Genomic DNA, 17540 nt, shown 5'->3' on the forward strand with positions numbered 1-17540 from the left:
CGATCGGCTTCTCCTCGTGGTCCACCCGCCAGGAGTCCGGCCAGGGATCCCGGAGGGAGAGACTTTCTCACCCATGGCGCCCTACTCCCGGAAGTGTCGTGTTCAGGGGAGAGCGCTCTGCTTCCTCCCAATCGGACGCACTGGCAGGGCTCGTCCCCCCTCCGTCGGGCTGTAGCGGGAAGCTCGTCAGGGGGGCAGCGCGACGGGCGAGCTCTTCCCCCGTGGCGGCGCGGGCAGGGCGCGGTGGCCGGAGCTGCGGCAGGGGAGGCGGCGGGAGCTTCGCCCGCGGGCTCCTGGCCGCGAGCTCGGGAGACGGCACCGCGGGCGGAGGCGTGTCGAGCGCGCGGGGAGATACCGGCGGCGGCGCCGAGCTCTCACGCTCGGTGACGGGCGCCCCGACCCGGATCGCCACGGTATCCTCCGCGTCCGCCCGGCGGTCGTCGTGCAGCCGCCAGAGGCGCTCCCAGTACCGCGCCGGCGTGCCGGTGAAGGCCTCCAGCTGCCGCGCGAGGCCGGGCGTCATGGGCAGGTCGCTCCTCAGCAGCCGCTCCACCTCCCTCGGTTCCAACCCCGTGCTCTCGCCCAGCTTTCTCCTCCACGAAGGTGTCGTCGCACAGAACGACTCGAGGACCCTTCCCGGCCAGGGGACGGGGCGCCCTCGAGTGTCTCTCAGCTCGGCGAGCGCCGCATCGACGTGACACTCCAGCAGGCGCCGGTAACGGTCCCGCTCCCCCGCTGCCTGCTCCTTCGCACCGGTGAGGGCTGCCTCCTCTTCATCGTGCGCGTGCTCGCGCGCCTCACGAAGCCCGCGCTCTCGTCCCAGCGCTTCGCGCGCGGTGACCGCGAAGCCGATCGCGACGCACGCGATCATCGCGAGCCCGAGCGGCGAGACGAGCCACATTGCACCCAGCATGTCTTCCATGTTCCCTCCTGACTCCTGAACCGTGAGCACTCCTGTCCGATGCACAGCGGAGCCCGGCCTCGTGCTGCCCGACCTAAGGCATCCCCTCGAGTCCGCCGTTCGTCGCGCCTGCCTCAGCGCGCCGTCTCGCGCCGCCTCCCAGCCGCGCCAGCACGCACGTCACGTTGTCCGGCCCGCCGTGCTCGTTGGCGAGGTCGATGAGCAGCTCCGCCGCAAAGCTCAGGTCGCGGTGGGCCTCGAGGATCCCGGCGATGCGCCGCTCGGGCACCGGCCCCCACAGCCCGTCCGAGCACACGAGAAAGACGTCGCCCGGCGCGGTTGCCTCCACGCGCGACTCGATCTCCACGTTCTCGTCGGCGCCCAGCGCGCGGGTGATCGTCCTCGCCCGGTTGCTCAGCGCCTCGACCGCCTCCCGCGCTCCGTCGCCGTCCCCGAGCAGCTCTTCCAGCAGCGTGTGATCCCGCGTCAGCCGCTCCAGCTTGCCGCCGCGCATCCGGTAGACGCGCGTGTCGCCGACGTGCGCGATGTACGCCATGCCCGGCGCCAGCAGCACGCCCGCGAAGGTCGTCGCCATGCCGCGCACCTCCTCTTGCTTCTGGCTCGCCTCGTAGAGCGCCCGGTTGGCGCGCCGCACGCTCAGCACCAGCCGCACCTCGTCCCGGTCGTGCGGCGTCGCGGTGCCGTAGGGCCAGGTATCCTCCAGATCTCCCTCTTCCTCGAAGCAGCTCTTGACCACCTCGATCGCCATGCGGGACGCGACCTCGCCGGCCGCATGCCCGCCCAGCCCGTCGGCCACCATGAACAGCCCCAGGCACGGCAGCACCGCGAAGCTGTCCTCGTTGTGACTGCGCCGCCGGCCCACGTCCGAATGCGCTGCTGCCTCGATGGCGAGCTGTGGAACCACCTTCGTCCTCCTCGCGCGCTCGTCGTCAGGACGAGCCGAGCCATGGCGCGCCGTCGACCGCGGCGCGCGGTTCCCTCGATGTCCTCAGGCCGCGCCGCGCGCGGCCTTCGCTACGTCGCGTAGCCTCCGTCCCACGCCGCTCCGCCGCTGCGGCCTGGCTCCGCCGCAGCAGGAGCAGCGCTCACGCGCTCACGTCAGAACGCCTGCACCTCGGCCTTCACGCCCGCAGCGCCCTCGCCCTCCGCGTTCGCCCCCGTGCCGCCGGGCCCCGCTTCGCTCACCTCGATCGTCGCGCCTTGCGTCGAGGGCGCCCTGCCCTTGTACGCGATCCCGATCGCGTGCCCGCCCCTGCCTCCACCGCCGGGGCCGCCCGTCCCTCCCGTGCCGCCGGGGCCGCCCGCGCATCCGTCGTGCAGCCGCGGGGCGCCTGCGGGCGCCTCGCCGCCGGGACCTCCGGCGCCTCCTTCGCCGCCTTCCTGCCCGGCGCCGCCTTTGCCCCCGGCTCCGCCGCGCCCGGTCTTCAGCATCACCTGCTCGAAGCTCAGCTGCGCGTTCAGGCTGATCAGCGCGATGCTCGACCCGCCGGGTCCGCCACCTCGGCCGCCGGCTCCGCCGCAGCCGCCCGCTCCACCGGAGCCGCCGCTCGCGCCGCCCGCCAACGCTTCGTTCGGGCACTTGTCTGCGCCCGCGCCCCCCTTCGCTCCGCCACCACCACCACCGCCCTGTGCGGTATACCCCCTCGCCCCGTCGCTGCCGGCGGTGCCGGTGTAGCCGCGGGCGCCGATCTCGCCGCGCCCCGTCGCGCCGGCGCCAGGCTCGCCGTCCTTCGTGCTCAAGCCTCGGGTGCCGTCCGTGCACGCCGCGGTGAGCTCGCCGCTACCGCCGTTCTCTGAATAGCTCGGCTGCCCCGGCGAGCCGACGCCGCCCGTATCGGGATCGCCCATGCCGCCAATGCCCCCGAGAGAGTCGTCGCTCGTGTCGTCGATCGTGCCGCAGTCGTTCGTCTTGAGGTAGCCAGGCCATACGCGGTCGGCCGAGCACGCGTCGCCGCCGGGCTTCCCGTCCTCACCCCTCTTGGCACGCGTATCGTACGCGGCTCCGACCGCTCCCGGCGCCGCGTCCCCCGCCTCCAGCACGCATCGCGCCAGCTCCATGCGCACCTCTTCCGCCACCGCCGCGATCGACGACGCTCCCGCGAGCTCCACGTCGTCCCGCTGAATCCCGCGCGCCTGCACGTGCACGTCCTCCAGCCGCACGCTCGCCTCACCTCCGCCCCCGCGCACCACCAGCGGGATCTCTCCGGCCCCCGCCGTCAGCACCGTCTTCCTCGGCTCCCCGGCCCAGGCCCACCCGTTCGTGCAGTCCAGCCCGCCGTAGATCGTCACGCCCTGCGTCACCTCCACCGCTTCGTCGAACGTCTCCGCGCACGCGTACACGCGCCGCGTCCTGTTCTCCTCCGCGAGCGCCAGCGCCGCCCGCAGTGTCTTCAGCGGCGCCCCCTTCGTCGCGGCGTTCTCGTCGCTCCCGGACGCCGACACGAACGCGCCGCACGCGTCGTCCACCGCGCTCGCGTTCTCGCTCGGCACGCACGCGGGAGGCGTACGTCCATCGTACCTCAGCCAGTCATGGCGCACGCACGTGAGCGTGCCCTCGCAGTCGTCCCCCAGGTGTCCCCACGGCGCTTCGCACGCCAAAGCGACGAGCGCGACGCCCGCCGCACCCACAGCCCAGAACATCGGATGGTGCCCCATCTTCCCCTCGTTCGAGCTCATTGCCACGCCCCCGAGAGCAACACTCCGGCCGTGTTGGCGCGCAGATCGGGGACCACGCGAACAGCGCTCCCCGGCGCAGACCCCGTGCGTGGCCACAGCGCGACGGCCAAGGCCGCCAGCGCGACGGTGCCGGATGCGATGTACGTCACCCCGGCGACGTCACCGAGCCGATCGCTGCGCGCCGTGGTGCGGGCGAGCTGTGCGCACCGATCGGCGAGCGCGCTCGGTGCGTCCAGGCATCCAGGACCGACCCTCAGGATGGCCTCGCGCTCCGCGCGAGCATCCGCGCTCGCTGAGCTCGACGCCAGCGTGAACCCCGCCGCCACGCCGAGCCCCACCGCGCTCGCCGCCCCCAGCGCGATGACCGGCGCCCAGCTCCGCGGCTCTTCGGCCCGCGCCCCCGCCGCGAGCGCCTTCGTGGTCGCCTCCCCGTTCACCGGCGCGCCCACAGCCTCTCGCGCCGTCGCCGCCTTTGGTTTCAGGTCGATCGTGATCTCCTCTGTCGCCCCCGGCACCGTCGCCAGCCGCCTCACCGCGTCCTCGTACCCCGCCCGCCGGATCACCAGCGTGTGGTCCCCGGGTTCCACGTACAGCTCGTGCTCCACCTCCTCCGCCGGCACGCGCTCGCCGTCCACGAACACCTCCGCGTCCGCCGCGTTCTTCACCCGCACGCGCACCGTCCCGACCTGCGCCTTCGCCTCGTCCAGCAGCGCCAGCATCCGCGCAAGCCGCTCCGCCTCGATCTCCGGCCCCGCCGCGCGCACCCCGTACGCAAGGTGCTTCGCCGCGGACGCGGGCTTGTTCAGCTGTAGCTGCACCTGTCCGAGGTTCGCCGCGATGTCGTACGTCTTCAGCCGCGCCCACGCCCGCAGGTACGCGAGCTCCGCATCCTCGAGCCGGCCCGCCGCGTACGCGCTACGGCCGTCCTCGAAGTCACGCACCGCGCGGTCACGCTCGCTCTCCGCGCTCCACCCCGGCGCTGCTCGCTCGTCCTCGCCACGGGCGCTCGTCGTCGCTGCCGTGCTCCCGAGCAGCACCGACATCGCCAGCAACCCCACGTGGAGCGCTCGCCTCCTCGTCGGTTCCTCGTCCACACCATGCTCGCCATCCACGTGCTCGCTCCTCGCTCGCAGCGCTCGTTCTCTCGCCGCGCACACGTCCGCCCTTCGTCGCGCCTGCTCCAGCGCGCCGTCTCGCCCCTCTTCTCCTCTGCCCCGCTCCGCGCTGCTGCGGCGGTGATGGTTCCCCCGCAGCAGCAGCGCCGCTCACCACCTCACGTCACAACGCCTGCACCTCGGCCTTCACGCCCGCGGCGCCCTCGCCCTCCGCGTTCGCGCCCACGCCGCCCGGGCCCGCTTCGCCCAGCTCCACTGTCGCTCCTTGCACCGCAGGCGCCGTGCCCTTGTATGCGATCCCCAGCGCGTGCCCTCCCCGACCGCCGCCTCCTTGACCGCCTGCGCCTCCCTTGCCACCGGGACCACCCGCGCACGCGTCGTTCAACGCCGTCGCGCCCTCGGGCTTCGTGCCGCCAGGCCCACCGGCCCCGCCAGCTCCGCCCTCCTGCCCAGCGCCTCCCTTGCCACCCGCTCCGCCGCGCCCCGTCTTCAGCGTCACGTCCTTGAAGCTCACCGCCGCGTTCAGGCTCACCAGCGCGATGCTCGCTCCGCCCGCGCCACCTCCTCGACCTCCGGCTCCTCCGCAACCGCCGGCGCCACCTGAGCCGCCGCTCGCCCCGCCCGCCAACGCTTCGTTCGGGCACTTGTCTGCGCTCGCGCCCCCCTTCGCTCCGCCTCCTCCGCCGCCTCCTTGCGCGATGCTGCCCTTCGCTCCGTCGCCACCTGCCGCACCGACGTATCCGGATGCGCTGAGCTCGCCCAGACCCCTCGCGCCCGCACCAGCGCCGCCCTCGGCGCCGTTCTCGCCTGCGGTCCCTTCGCTGCACACCTTGATTCCTTCCGCACCCATGCCGCCGTTCAGCATCGCCCCGGGCGAACCTTTGTCCCCAGGCCCGCCTTTGTCCGCTTGGCCGATGCCGCCGGCACCACTGAGCGAATCGTCGCTCTCCTCCTCCGGCGTGCCGCAGTCGTTCTTCACCGACGCCCCGCCGAACGTTCGCTCGCCCGAGCACGCCTCCACGCCCGGCTCCCCGTCGTCGCCCCCCATCGCGCTCGTCTCGTACACGGCTCCCTCGGCTCCCGCCGCCGCATCGCCCGCCTCCACCACGCACCGCGCGAGTTCCACGTTCACCTCTTCCGCCACCGCCGCGATCGCCGACGCTCCCGCGAGCGCCAGGTCATCCGGCTCGATCGCGCGCGCCTGCACATGGAAATCTTCCACGCGCACCGTCGTCTCAGCGCCCCCGCCGCGCACCACCAGCGGGATCTCTCCTGCCTCCGCCGTCAGCACCGTCTTGCGCTGCTCGCCGGCCCAGCCCCATCCGCTCGCGCAGTCGAGCCCTCCGTAAATCGTCACGCTCCCCGTGACCTCGACGGCCTCCTCGAACGCCTCCGCGCACGCATACACCCGCCGCTTCTCATTCTTCTCCGCAAGCGCCAACGCCGCTCCCAGCGTCTTCAACGGCGCCGCCTTCGTCGCAGCGTTCTCGTCGCTCCCAGACGACGACACGAACACCCCGCACGTGTCGTCCACCGCGGCGGCGGGGTTCTCGTTCGGCACGCAGTCCGATGGCGTTTCCACCTCGTTCCACAGCCCGCGGAAGTGCTCGCAAGTCATGAGAAATTCGCAGTCCTTGGTCGTGTTGGGCCATGCAACGTCGCAACCACAACAGAGCACTGCGAGCACCAGGATCCCACGCATCGAGCGCCTCCTTCGCCTTCTCATCGCAACCTCTCGCGAGCGTTTCACCAGGCACCTCGCACGACGATCCCAGCACGGCCCGGACTCAGCTCGGGTGAGGCGTGCATCCCGCGGGACGTTGCAGTCCGTGCACGCGGCCAGAGTGCATAGGTCACCGCACCAATCGCCAGGGCACCGGATGCCACATACGCGACAGTCGCCGTACGCGTGCGTGTTTCGTGGCGCGACGCGCTGTCGCGAAGCCCCGAGCACAGATTGCTGTACTCGCCGGGGACATCCACGCAGCCACCGCCAGCCTGACGCAGCATCGCTTGCTGCCTGTCTCCATCCGCGCTCGCCGCGTTTGCCGCCACCGTGAACCCCACCGCCACCCCGAGCCCCACCGCGCTCGCCGCCCCCAGCGCGATCACCGGCACCCAGCTCCGCTGCTCTTCCACCCGCGCCCCCGCCGCGGGCGCCTTCGGCTTCGCCGCCCTCATCCCCGGCGTGCTCGCTGTTCCCGACGCCGCAGCGCCCGTCCCCGCCGTCCCCGCTACGGTCGCCTCCGCCGCCTTCACCGCCTTCGGCTTCAGCTCCGGCATGACCGTCTCCGCCACCCCCGCCGCCGCCACCACCCGCACCACCTCGTCCTCGTAGCCTGCCAGCCGGATCACCAGCGTGCGCTCCCCGGGCTCCACGTACACCTCGTGCTTCACCGCGTCGTCCGGCACGCGCTCGCCGTCCACGAGCACCTCCACGTCTGCCACGTCCGTTCCCTGAAGCCGCACCGTCCCCACCTGCGCCTTCGCCTCGTCCAGCAGCGCCAGCATCCGCGCAAGCCGCTCCGGATCGATCTCCGGTCCCACCGCGCGCACCCCGTACGCAAGGTGCTTCACCGCAGACACAGGCTTGTTCAGCCGCAGCTGCACCTGCCCCAGGTTCACCGCAATATCGAACGACTTCAGCCGCGACCACGCTCGCAGGTACGAGAGCTCCGCCTCCTCCAGCCGTCCCTCCACGTGCGCCCGGCGGCCCTCTTCGAAGTCACGCACCGCGCGCTCACGCTCGCTCTCTGCGCTTGGCCTCGCCTCCGCTCGCTCCTCTCCGCGGACGCTGCTCGTCGCTGCCGTGCTCCCGAGCAGCACCGACATCGCCAGCCACCCCGCGTGCAGCTCTCGCCTCACGTTCGCTCCCTCGTCCGCGCAAGGTCCACCGTCCACCTGCTCGCTCCTCCCGCCTCGTCGCGCTCTCACCGCACGCACACGTCCACCGTCCGTCGCGCTAGCTCCAGCGCGACGTCTCGCCCTTCATCCTCGTCGCCTCGCTCGGCGCGGCGGCGGCGTCCTCTTCGCCGCGGCCACCGCACCGAGCCACGTCACCTCAGAAGGCCTGCACCTCGGCCTTCACGCCCGCCGCTCCCTCACCCTCCGCGTTCGCGCCCACGCCACCCGGACCCGCTTCGCCCAGCTCCACCGCCGCTCCTTGCACCGGTGGCGCCGTGCCCTTGTACGCGATTCCGATCGCGTGACCGCCTCGCCCGCCGCCTCCTTGACCACCGGGGCCTCCCTTGCCACCGGGACCACCAGCGCACGCGTCGTGCAGCGCCGTCGCGCCCTCGGGCTTCGTGCCACCAGGCCCACCGGCCCCTCCAGCACCGCCTTCCTGCCCAGCGCCGCCCTTGCCGCCCGCTCCGCCTCGTCCCGTCTTCAGCGTCACGTCCTCGAAGTTCACCGTCGCGTTCAGGCTGATCAGCGCGATGCTCGATCCGCCCGCGCCACCGCCTCGACCACCCGCACCACCGCAGCCGCCAGCGCCTCCAGAGCCGCCGCTCGCCCCGCCGGCCGACGCTTCGTCCGTGCACTTGCCTCCGCCCACGCCGCCCTTCGCGCCTCCGCCTCCGCCTCCGCCCTGCGCGGTGGTGCCCTTCACGCCGTCGCCACCTGCGGCGCCGACGTAACCGGATGCGCTGATCTCGCCGAGACCGCTCGCACCCGCGCCGGGCATGCCGTCCGTGCCGTCGTCGCCGGCGGTGCCCTCCGTGCACACCTTTGCACCTTCGCCTTCGCCGCCGTTGGCCGAGATCTCCGGCAAGCCTTTCGACCCGGCCCCGCCGGTGCCCACTTGGCCGATGCCGCCTGCACCACTGAGCGAATCGTCGCTCTCATCCTCCGGCGTGCCGCAGTCGTTCTTCACTTCTCCGCCCGGAACGACGAGGGCTTCCGAGCACGCCACGTTGCCGCCGTTTCCCTCGGCTCCACCCATCGCGCTCGTCTCGTACGCGGCGCCCTCGGCTCCCGCAGCCGCATCTCCCGCCTCCAGCACGCACCGCGCGAGCTCCACGTTCACCTCTTCCGCCACCGCCGCGATCGACGATGCTCCCGCGAGCGTCACATCATCCGGCCCGATCCCGCGCGCCTGCACGTGCACGTCCTCCACGCGCACCGTCGCCTCAGCTCCGCCTCCGCGCACCACCAGCGGGATCTCCCCAGCGGCCGCCGTCAGCACCGTCTTCCTCTGCGCCCCGGCCCAGCCCCATCCGCTCGCGCAGTCGAGCCCACCGTAGATCGTCACGCCCTGCGTGACCTCCACCGCCTCCTCGAACGTCTCCGCGCACACGTACACTCGACGCTTCTCGCTCTCCTCCGCAAGCGCAAGCGCTGCCGCCAGCGTCTTCACTGGCGCCTCCTTCGTCGCGGCGTTCTCGTCGCTCCCAGACGACGACACGAACACCCCACACCCGTCGTCCACCGCGGCGGCGGGGTTCTCGCTCGGAACGCACCCAGCAGGCGTCACGTCATCGCGTCCACGACCGCGGTAATGCTCGCAAGTGAGCATCAGCTCGCAGTTGCCCGTGTAGTTGATCCAAATCGCGTCACAGGCCGAGGTCGTCACCGCGCTTCCGACCACGATGCTCGCGAACCAGAAGTTGAGCGTTCGCCTCACAGCGCCCTCCATGACTCTCCTCACCACGCCCCCGACAGGGTCACGCGCCCACCACCCGCATGGATTTCTGGCAACAGACGGACACCAGTGGACGGTACCGCGCGCGCACGAGGCCAGATCGCCCACGCCAGCGCACCGATGGCGAGCGCGCCAGACGCCGCATAGCTCACGATCGCGACATTGCCGAACGATTGAGCACGAGATCCCATCTCATCTAGCTCTCGGCAACGCCTGTTGAAGGAGTCCGACGTCTCCAAGCAGCCGCCGCCGTCGGCATAGATCGCTGCCCGCTGCGTGCGCATGTCCGCGCTAGCTCCGTTCGACGCCACCGTGAACCCCACCGCCACGCCGAGCCCCACCGCGCTCGCCGCCCCCAGCGCGATCACCGGTACCCAGCTCCGCGGCTCCTCTCTCGCCCCCGTCCCCGCCGCGGACGCCTTCGTCTTCGCCTCGCCGCTCGCCACCGCTCCCGCCGCGCCCTTCGCGCCCCCAACCCCCGGCGCATTCGCCCCCGCCGGCCCCTGCTCCGCCGCCCCGCCCACGGTCGTCTCCGGCGCCTTCACCGCCTTCGGCTTCAGCTCCGGCATCACCGTGTCCGTTATCGCCGGCGCCGCGACCACCCTCAGCACCTCGTCCTCGTACCCCGCCCGCCGGATCACCAGCATGCGCTCCCCAGGCTCCACGTAGATCTCGTGCTTCACCTCCTCGTCCGGCACGCGCTCGCCGTCCACAAAGACCTCCGCGTCTGTCGCGTTCTTCACCCGCACGCGGAACGTCCCCACCTGTGCCTTCGCCTCGTCGAGGAAGTGCCGGATCCGCGCGATCTGCTCCGGCTTCGTCGACGGCGGCGCCGTCCTCAGCGCGAACGCGAGGAATGCCGCCGCCGACCGCGCCTTGTTCAGCTGGATCTGTACCTCTCCGAGGTTCGCCGCGACGTCGAACGTCCTCACCAGCGCCCACGCCTTCAGGTACAGCAGCTCCGCGTCCGCCCACCGCTTCTGCTTGAACGCCTCGTTCCCCTCCCGGTAGAGCTGCTCGAATGGCGGGTTCAGCGCCCACGCTGGGAGCAGCGCTGGTTCCGCTCCTTCGGGTACCCGCGGCAGCTCGACACGCAACGCGCCGCGCTCCTGGCACCAGGCAACCCGTGCTGATGTGCACATGGCAAGGGCGCCGAAGACAAGGATGCCCACCCCCGGCCCGTGCTCGGCCCTTCGGGCCTGCGCGCGGTCCGCCCCTCCCACGCCCCGCGCTTCGCGCGGGACGGGAGGGGATGCTTTGCTCGCCGTCCTGCTGCTCATCGTTTCCATTGCTGCCCTCGTCCCACGTCCTGCCCTCGACCCCCGCGCTGCCGCAGGGCGCACGTCACCCCTGCGCGCGCCGAGTTCGCATCGCTCCATGCGCACATCACCGCTCTGCTCCGCCACGATGGCGGAGCGACTTCTCATCTCGGTCACCGCGCGCAAGCTTCTCTCGCGCGCCTTTGCTTCGTCTCACGCGCGCCTCGACCTGCGAGGCTGAGCGCTCACCTTCGTCAGACCTCGGACGCCTCCGAAATCCTCACTGCCCGCAGCTCTCGTTCGCCTCGAAGTTCCAGCACGCGCTGCTCACGCCCGGCGCGCCAGCGCTCTCCTTCGGACCACCGGGCGCGGCGCTGCCGCCGTCGCCCGCTGTGCCGGGGGTGAACTGCACCGCCGGCGCTTCACCCAGAGCCGCCGCATAGGCGATGCCCACGGCGTGGCCGCCTCGACCGCCAGCGCCGGGGCCGCCCGTTCCGCCTTGGCCGCCGTCGCCGCCTCGGCAGCCGATGGATCCACCGAGGGACGAAGCAGCCCCTCCAGGCCCGCCGCTGCCCCCAGCGGCACCGCCTCGACCGCCGGCGCCGTCTCCACCCTTACCCGCCTTGCCCACCGCGACGGTCACGTCGGCCAGCTCCAGCTTCGTCCCCAGGCTGAGGATCCCGATGCTCGATCCGCCGGCTTTGCCGCCGCCTCCGCCCTTTCCGCCGCAGCCGCCGGCACCGCCACCTCCGCCGCTCGCGCCGGGACCCTCCACGATGTCCGCGCCTGGCTGGCAGAACAGGCCGGCCTTCGCTCCGCCGCCACCTCCTCCGCCTTGACCTCGCTTGCCGCTTGTGCCCGTGCCACCGTCGCCGCCCGCGATGCCGGCCAGCGTGAGCGTCGTATCGCTGCCGGCGGCGCCGACGGTGCCGGACTCGCCGCTCTTGCCGTCCTCGCCACGTCTGCACTCCTCAGCCGCATCCGTTTGACCGATGCCGCCCAGCCCCTTGTTGTTGGGGTTCTCCTCCGGCATCGGCGCGCCGTCCTCCCCGCGCTGCCCGTTGCCTTCGTCCATCCCCGGACTTCCTCCGGGCCCACCTCGGCCGCCGCGCGTCTCACCGTCCTCGCATGTGGTCACGCCAGCCTCACCGCCTCGCACGTCCGCGGGTAGCGCACACGCGTTTGACGCGCTCATCGTCGCCGCGCTCGCTCCCACTTGCGGCGCCTCGGCCGGCGTCTCGCCCTTCGCACCGTCCATCCCGTCGCCCGCCGTCACGTCCACCTTCGCGAGTTCCGCCTCGATGGCCGCCACCGCAACGCCGATCGACGACCGGCCCGGCTCCGTCGCGCTCGCCGCGCGCACGGCGAAGCTCCGCACTTTCGCACCACTCGCGCCCTCTGACAGCGTGAGCGCGATCTGCCCTGCGGGCGCCTCGATCGCGCTCCGCGCTTCGGCGCTCCACGTCCACTCCGCCGCGCAGTCGAAGCCGCCAATCACCTCGACCCCGGCCTCGATCCTCACGCTCTCCGCGAACGCCCCGCTCGCGCACGCCAGCACACGCTTGCCGTTCGCGTTGGCCACCGCCTCCGCGAGCGACGCATACGGCTGTGCCTTCGTTCCATCCCCACCAGGCTCGGCGCTCGCGCTCGCAAACACCGCACACTCGTCCGTCGCCGTGCTCGCGTCCTGCGCCGGGTCCGCCTCGCACCCGGGGTTCGTCGTACCGCCTCCGGGGCCGGTCGATGTGACGTGATCGCAGGTCCGCATCCGCGCGCAGTCTCCTGTGACATCGAGCCACAGCGCATCGCAGCCGGTAGCCATCATGACCGTTCCCACGGTCGCCCACGCCCAGCATTTCGTTTGGAGTCTCATCGTTGGTCTCTCGAACCCGTCACCAGACGCTGAACAGCGTGACCCCTGCTCCATGAGCACTCACGTCGGGGAGCACGCGCACCGGTGCCGCCCCCCGCGGCTCTGCTCGTGGCCACAACGCATAGGTCACAGCGGCAATGGCCAACGCACCCGACGCTGCAAATGCGACCCGTGCTGCGTTGCCGAACGTTTCTTGCCGCGAGCCCGCATCGTGCAGTTCCGCGCAAAGGTCGGCGAGCGCGATCGTCGGCGTTTTGCACCGCCCACCTGCGTCATCGACGGCCTTCCCGTCCGCATCTACCTCTGCGCTCGCATCTCTCGACGCCACCGTGAACCCCACCGCCACGCCGAGCCCCACCGCGCTCGCCGCTCCCAGCGCGATCACCGGCACCCAGCTCCGCTCCTCCACTCTCGCCCCCGCCGCGGGCGCCTTCGTCTTCTCGTTCCCGACCACCGGCGCGCCCCCCGCAACCGGCGCGCGCTCCGCCTCCGGCGCCTTCGCCTCCACCGGCTTCATCGCCACGGGCACCGTCTCCCGCACCCCTGCCGCCGCCACCACGCGGATCGCCGCCTCCTCGTACCCCGCGCGCCGGATCACGATCCGATGCTCTCCTGGCTCCAGGTAGATCTCGTGCTTCACCTCTTCCGCCGGCACGCGCTCGCCGTCCACGAACACCTCCGCGTCCGCAGCGTTCGTCACCTGAAGCCGCACCGTCCCCACCTGCGCCTTCGCCGCATCAAGCAGCGCCAGCATCCGCCCCAGCCGCTCCGGCTCGATCTCTGGACCCACGGCGCGCACCCCGTACGCCAGGTATTTCGCCGCTGACGCGGCCTTGTTCAGCCTCAGCTGCACCTGCCCGAGGTTCACCGCGATATCGGACGACTTCAGCCGCGACCACGCACGCAGGTAAGCAAGCTCCGCCTCCTCCAAGCGACCCTCCACGTGCGCCTTCCGCCCTTCCTCGAAGTCACGCACTGCACGGTCACGCTCACCCTCTGCACTCGGCCTCGGTAGCGCTCGCTCCTCTCCTCGGGCGTTCCCCGCCACCGTGCTCCCGAGCAGTACCGACATCGCTAGCCACCCCGCGTGTAGCTCTCGCCTCACGTTCGCTCCCTCGTCCGCGCAAGGTCCACCGTCCACCTGCTCGCTCCTCGCGCCTCGTCGCGCTCTCACCGCACGCACACGTCCGCCGTCCGTCGCGCCAGCTCCAGCGCGACGTCTCGCCCTTCATCCTCGTCGCCTCGCTCGGCGCGGCGGCGGCGTCCTCTTCGCCGCGGCCACCGCACCGAGCCGCGTCACCTCAGAACGCCTGCACCTCGGCCTTCACGCCCACCGCTCCCTCGCCCTCTGCGTTCGCCCCCGTGCCGCCGGTGCCCGCTTCGCCCAGCTCGATCGCCGCTCCTTGCACCGATGGCACCGTGCCCTTGTACGCGAGCCCGATCGCGTGACCGCCTCGCCCGCCGCCTCCGGGACCGCCAACGCCTCCCTTGCCACCCGCGCCGCCCGCGCACGCGATGTTGAGCGCCGTCGCCCCCTCGGGCTTCGTGCCGCCGGGCCCACCGGCCCGTCCAGCACCGCCCTCCTGCCCAGCGCCGCCCTTGCCGCCCGCACCACCGCGCCCCGTCTTCAGCGTCACGTCCTCGAAGCTCAACGTCGCGCTCAGGCTCACCAGCGCGATGCTCGCTCCGCCGGCGCCACCACCTCGACCACCGGCACCACCGCAGCCGCCGGCGCCACCTGAGCCGCCGCTCGCGCCGCCGGCCGACGCTTCGTCCGTGCACTTGCCTGCGCCCACGCCGCCCTTCGCGCCTCCGCCTCCGCCTCCGCCCTGCGCCGTGGTGCCCTTCACGCCGTCGCCACCTGCGGCGCCGACGTAACCGGATGCGCTGAGCTCGCCGAGACCCGTCGCACCTGCTCCCGGTCCGCCCTCGGTCCCGTTCTCGCCTGCATTCCCGTCGGTGCAGACCTTCGCACCTTCGCCCTCGCCGCCGTTGGCCAAGGTCTCCGGCGAGCCTTTCGCCCCGGGACCACCGCTGTCCGCTTGACCGATGCCACCGGCACCGCTGAGGGAGTCGTCGCTCGCGTCCTCCGGCGTGCCGCAGTCGTTCTTCACCGAGAGCCCGGGAACGATGAACGCCGCCGAGCATGCCTCGCCCCCGCTCTTTCCCTCGGCTCCCCCCGTCGCGCTCGTCTCGTACGCGGCGCCCTCTGCGCCCGCAGCCGCATCGCCCGCCTCCAGCACGCACCGCGCGAGCTCTACGTTCACCTCTTCCGCCACCGCCGCGATCGATGACGCTCCCGCGAGCGTCACATCATCCGGCGCGATCCCGCGCGCCTGCACATGGAGATCTTCCACGCGCACGGTCGCCTCAGCTCCGCCTCCACGCATCACCAGCGGGATCTCCCCAGCGGCCGCCGTCAGCACCGTCTTCCTCTGCTCGCCGGCCCAGCCCCATCCGCTCGCGCAGTCGAGCCCTCCGTAGATCGTCACGCCCTGCGTGACCTCCACCGCTTCCTCGAACGTCTCCGCGCACGCGTACACACGCCGCTTCTCATTCTTCTCCGCCAGCGCTAGCGCCGCCCCCAGCGTCTTCATCGGCGCCTCTTTCGTCGCAGTGTTCTCGTCGCTCCCCGACGACGACACGAACACACCGCACGTATCGCTCACAGACGACGTCGACTCGCTTGGAACGCACCCTTCCGGCGTCCCACCGGCATCACCGTTGAGGAAGTGAGAGCACGTGCGCATGTAATCGCAGTCGCTCGTCAGCCCGATCGATAATGCGTCGCAGCCGCTCGCAACTCCGGCAACAGCAACCCCCCAGCGCATCCACCGCATCACCCGCGCGTTCTTCATCATGCTCACCATGCTCCGACCACGAGCACACCGCCTCCGCCTGCGTGTGTTCGAGGCAACACACGCAATCCATGGCTCGCCGAAGGGGGGCGTCGAGGCCACAGCGCATACGCAGCAGCGGCGATCGCTAGAGCGCCTGACGCCGCATAGCTGACGACGGACGCCGTTCCGAAGCCCTCGGCGCGCTTTGCCTCATGTCGGAGTTCGCGACAGTGCTGTGTCAGATCGCTCGGCGGCTCGATGCACTGTCCGTTCGCGTACCGGAGCGCTTCCTCATCCTTGTCCGCGGAGGCTCGCGCATTTGTCGAGAGCACCGTTGTCGTGACGCCTACCGTCAACCCCACCGCGCTCGCCACCCCCAGTGCGATCACCGGCACCCAGCTCCGCGGTTCCTCGGCCCCCGTCCCCGCCCGCATCCCCACCGCGGGCGCCTTCGTCTTCGCCTCCCCCGTCGCCGCCGCTCCCGTCGCGCCCCCAACCTCCGGCGCCTTCGCCCCCGCCGGCCCCTGCCCAGCCGCCCCGGCCAACGCCGCCTCCGCCGCCTTCGGCTTCAGCTCCGGCATCACCGTCTCCGTGATCCCCGGCGCCGCGACCACCTTCAGAGTCTCGTCCTCGTACCCCGCCCGCCGGATCACCAGCGTGCGCTCCCCGGGCTCCACGTACACCTCGTGCTTCGCCGCGTCCTCCGGCACCCGCTCCCCGTCCACGAGCACCTCCGCGTCCGCAGCGTTCTTCACCCGCACGCGAAGCGTCCCCACCTGCGCCTTCGCCTCGTCGAGGAAGTGCCGGATCCGCGCGATCTGCTCCGGCTTCGTCGACGGCGGCGCCGTCCTCAGCGCGAACGCAAGGAACGTCGCTGCCGACCGCGCCTTGTTCAGCTGGATCTGCACCTCACCGAGGTTCGCCGCGACGTCGAACGTCCTCACCAGCGCCCACGCCTTCAGGTACAGCAGCTCCGCGTCCGCCCACCGCTTCTGCTTGAACGCCTCGTTCCCCTCCCGGTAGAGCTGCGTCGCGCGGGCGTTGTCGCCGCGGCCCTCGTCGTCCCGGCTCACCGCCGCGGCCGGCGGCGCGGGCTGTGCCAGGGCCGTGGCGGGGGCCAGGGCGCAGGCGGACAGCACGCAGATCGCCGCGCCCGTCACGTGCATCGTCAGCTTTCTCATCGCGTCTCCCATTGTCGATCCATCCCGGGGGCTCAATCGAAGTTCGGCACGTCGTAGGCGCTCGGCCGCTGCGGCGCGCCCGGTGTCGCCCTCGCCGACGCCGCGCCCGCCGGCTCCCTCGGCGCCTCCCGCGTCGGCGCCGCCGGACCGCCAGCGCGCGCCCTCGGCGCCGCGCCCTGCGACGTCGCCGACCCGGCGGGCCCGCTCGACCTACCCTCCAGTGCGCTGGTCGCTGCCGCGGGCGCTCCTTCCACGGGCGGCGGCGTCCGCACCGAGACCGCCGCGCCACCCGGCGCTTCGACAGGCCCCTCCGGTGCGCTCGCGGCCGGCGCGCTGGCCGTCGCCGCACCGGACACGCTTGCCTTCTCGTCCCCCCGCGTGCCTGCCTTCTCCTCGCCCCGCCTGTCCTTCTCTTCGCCCTGCGCCGCCCCGCCTGCGCCGCGGGCCGTCTCTGCCCCGCCGTCGCGCGCTCCCCACCCCGTTCGCACCACCGCCGCCCCGATCGCCAGCAGGATCCCCAATGCCAGCACCCACGCCGCGCGCTGCCGGCCCGCCCGCCGCTCCGTGCGCCGCGCCACCGCGACCTCCGCGAGCCGCGGCGCCGCGCGCCCCGCGCTCCCCGTCGCCTCGTCTCTCCCAGCCGCCTCGCCCCCCGCCGCCTCGCCCCCCGCCGCCTCGCTCCCTGCCGCCTCGCCCCGCCCACCATGCCACTCCGCGAGGATCTCGCTGTCGATCACGATCGGCTGCCGCTTCGTCACCGACAGCCCCTCCGGCATCGACACGCTCGGCGCACCCGCGTCCGAAAGCGGCGCGCGCTGCTCCGGGTTGCGCGCCCCGCCGCCCCGCCGCGCGCCCTCCCGCGGCGGCGGCACGCGCCGCGGATCCTCGATGTGGACACGCTCCATCTCCACCGTCGGGTGCAGCGGCCCCGGCGCGACCTCGCCCACCGCGTAGGCCTTCGCCTCGTCCTCCCCCTGGCTCTGGATCGCCCGGGGCACGCCCGCCGCTTCGCCGTCCTGCTTCGCCATCGCC

13 protein-coding genes are annotated in these 17540 nt (G+C 72.5%); all 13 read right to left on the bottom strand.

What is annotated here, in order from left to right; translation table 11 throughout:
- Window positions 1-67 precede the first annotated feature (67 nt).
- The 13 genes from WMF22_RS39830 to WMF22_RS39890 all read right to left on the bottom strand — a co-directional run bounded on the left by WMF22_RS39830 (window position 68) and on the right by WMF22_RS39890 (window position 17536).
- The gene (locus tag WMF22_RS39830; protein WP_437295169.1) at window positions 68-922 is read right to left on the bottom strand and encodes a helix-turn-helix transcriptional regulator; all 855 of its coding nucleotides are present in this window, start codon (window positions 920-922) and stop codon (window positions 68-70) included.
- A 73-nt stretch (window positions 923-995) separates the two neighbouring features.
- Window positions 996-1826 carry a PP2C family protein-serine/threonine phosphatase gene (locus tag WMF22_RS39835; protein ID WP_437295170.1) on the bottom strand — a complete coding sequence of 277 codons (831 nt, stop codon included), beginning with the start codon at window positions 1824-1826 and terminating at the stop codon, window positions 996-998.
- A 194-nt stretch (window positions 1827-2020) separates the two neighbouring features.
- A complete protein-coding gene (locus WMF22_RS39840; protein ID WP_438033115.1) occupies window positions 2021-3577 on the bottom strand; it encodes a PGRS family protein in 1557 nt (518 codons plus the stop codon).
- Between the two features lie 17 nt (window positions 3578-3594).
- A complete protein-coding gene (locus WMF22_RS39845) occupies window positions 3595-4710 on the bottom strand; it encodes a hypothetical protein (protein ID WP_438033116.1) in 1116 nt (371 codons plus the stop codon).
- A gap of 166 nt (window positions 4711-4876) precedes the next feature.
- Window positions 4877-6415: a PGRS family protein gene (locus tag WMF22_RS39850; RefSeq protein WP_438033117.1), complete on the bottom strand. Its 1539-nt coding sequence runs from the start codon at window positions 6413-6415 to the stop codon at window positions 4877-4879.
- Window positions 6416-6459: 44 nt separating this feature from the next.
- A complete protein-coding gene (locus tag WMF22_RS39855) occupies window positions 6460-7614 on the bottom strand; it encodes a hypothetical protein (protein WP_438033118.1) in 1155 nt (384 codons plus the stop codon).
- A 160-nt stretch (window positions 7615-7774) separates the two neighbouring features.
- Complete coding sequence (locus tag WMF22_RS39860) at window positions 7775-9337, bottom strand: PGRS family protein (protein WP_438033119.1); 1563 nt, start codon at window positions 9335-9337, stop codon at window positions 7775-7777.
- Window positions 9338-9357: 20 nt separating this feature from the next.
- Window positions 9358-10452: a PEGA domain-containing protein gene (locus WMF22_RS39865; protein ID WP_438033120.1), complete on the bottom strand. Its 1095-nt coding sequence runs from the start codon at window positions 10450-10452 to the stop codon at window positions 9358-9360.
- Window positions 10453-10894: 442 nt separating this feature from the next.
- Window positions 10895-12439, bottom strand: a complete 1545-nt coding sequence (locus WMF22_RS39870) for a hypothetical protein (protein ID WP_438033121.1) — start codon at window positions 12437-12439, stop codon at window positions 10895-10897.
- Between the two features lie 67 nt (window positions 12440-12506).
- Entirely contained in the window at window positions 12507-13430 is a 924-nt protein-coding gene (locus WMF22_RS39875) for a hypothetical protein (protein ID WP_438033122.1), read from the bottom strand.
- Between the two features lie 358 nt (window positions 13431-13788).
- Window positions 13789-15084 (bottom strand): PGRS family protein, encoded by a 1296-nt coding sequence (locus WMF22_RS39880; protein ID WP_438033123.1) that lies wholly within the window; start codon window positions 15082-15084, stop codon window positions 13789-13791.
- Between the two features lie 266 nt (window positions 15085-15350).
- Entirely contained in the window at window positions 15351-16508 is a 1158-nt protein-coding gene (locus WMF22_RS39885; protein WP_438033124.1) for a PEGA domain-containing protein, read from the bottom strand.
- Window positions 16509-16540: 32 nt separating this feature from the next.
- Window positions 16541-17536, bottom strand: coding sequence for a hypothetical protein (locus tag WMF22_RS39890; protein WP_438033125.1), 996 nt, complete (start codon window positions 17534-17536; stop codon window positions 16541-16543).
- Window positions 17537-17540: the final 4 nt, after the last annotated feature.

Source organism: Sorangium sp. So ce204, assembly GCF_051526795.1.
In the GTDB taxonomy this organism is placed as follows: Bacteria; Myxococcota_A; Polyangia; order Polyangiales; family Polyangiaceae; genus Sorangium; species Sorangium cellulosum_B.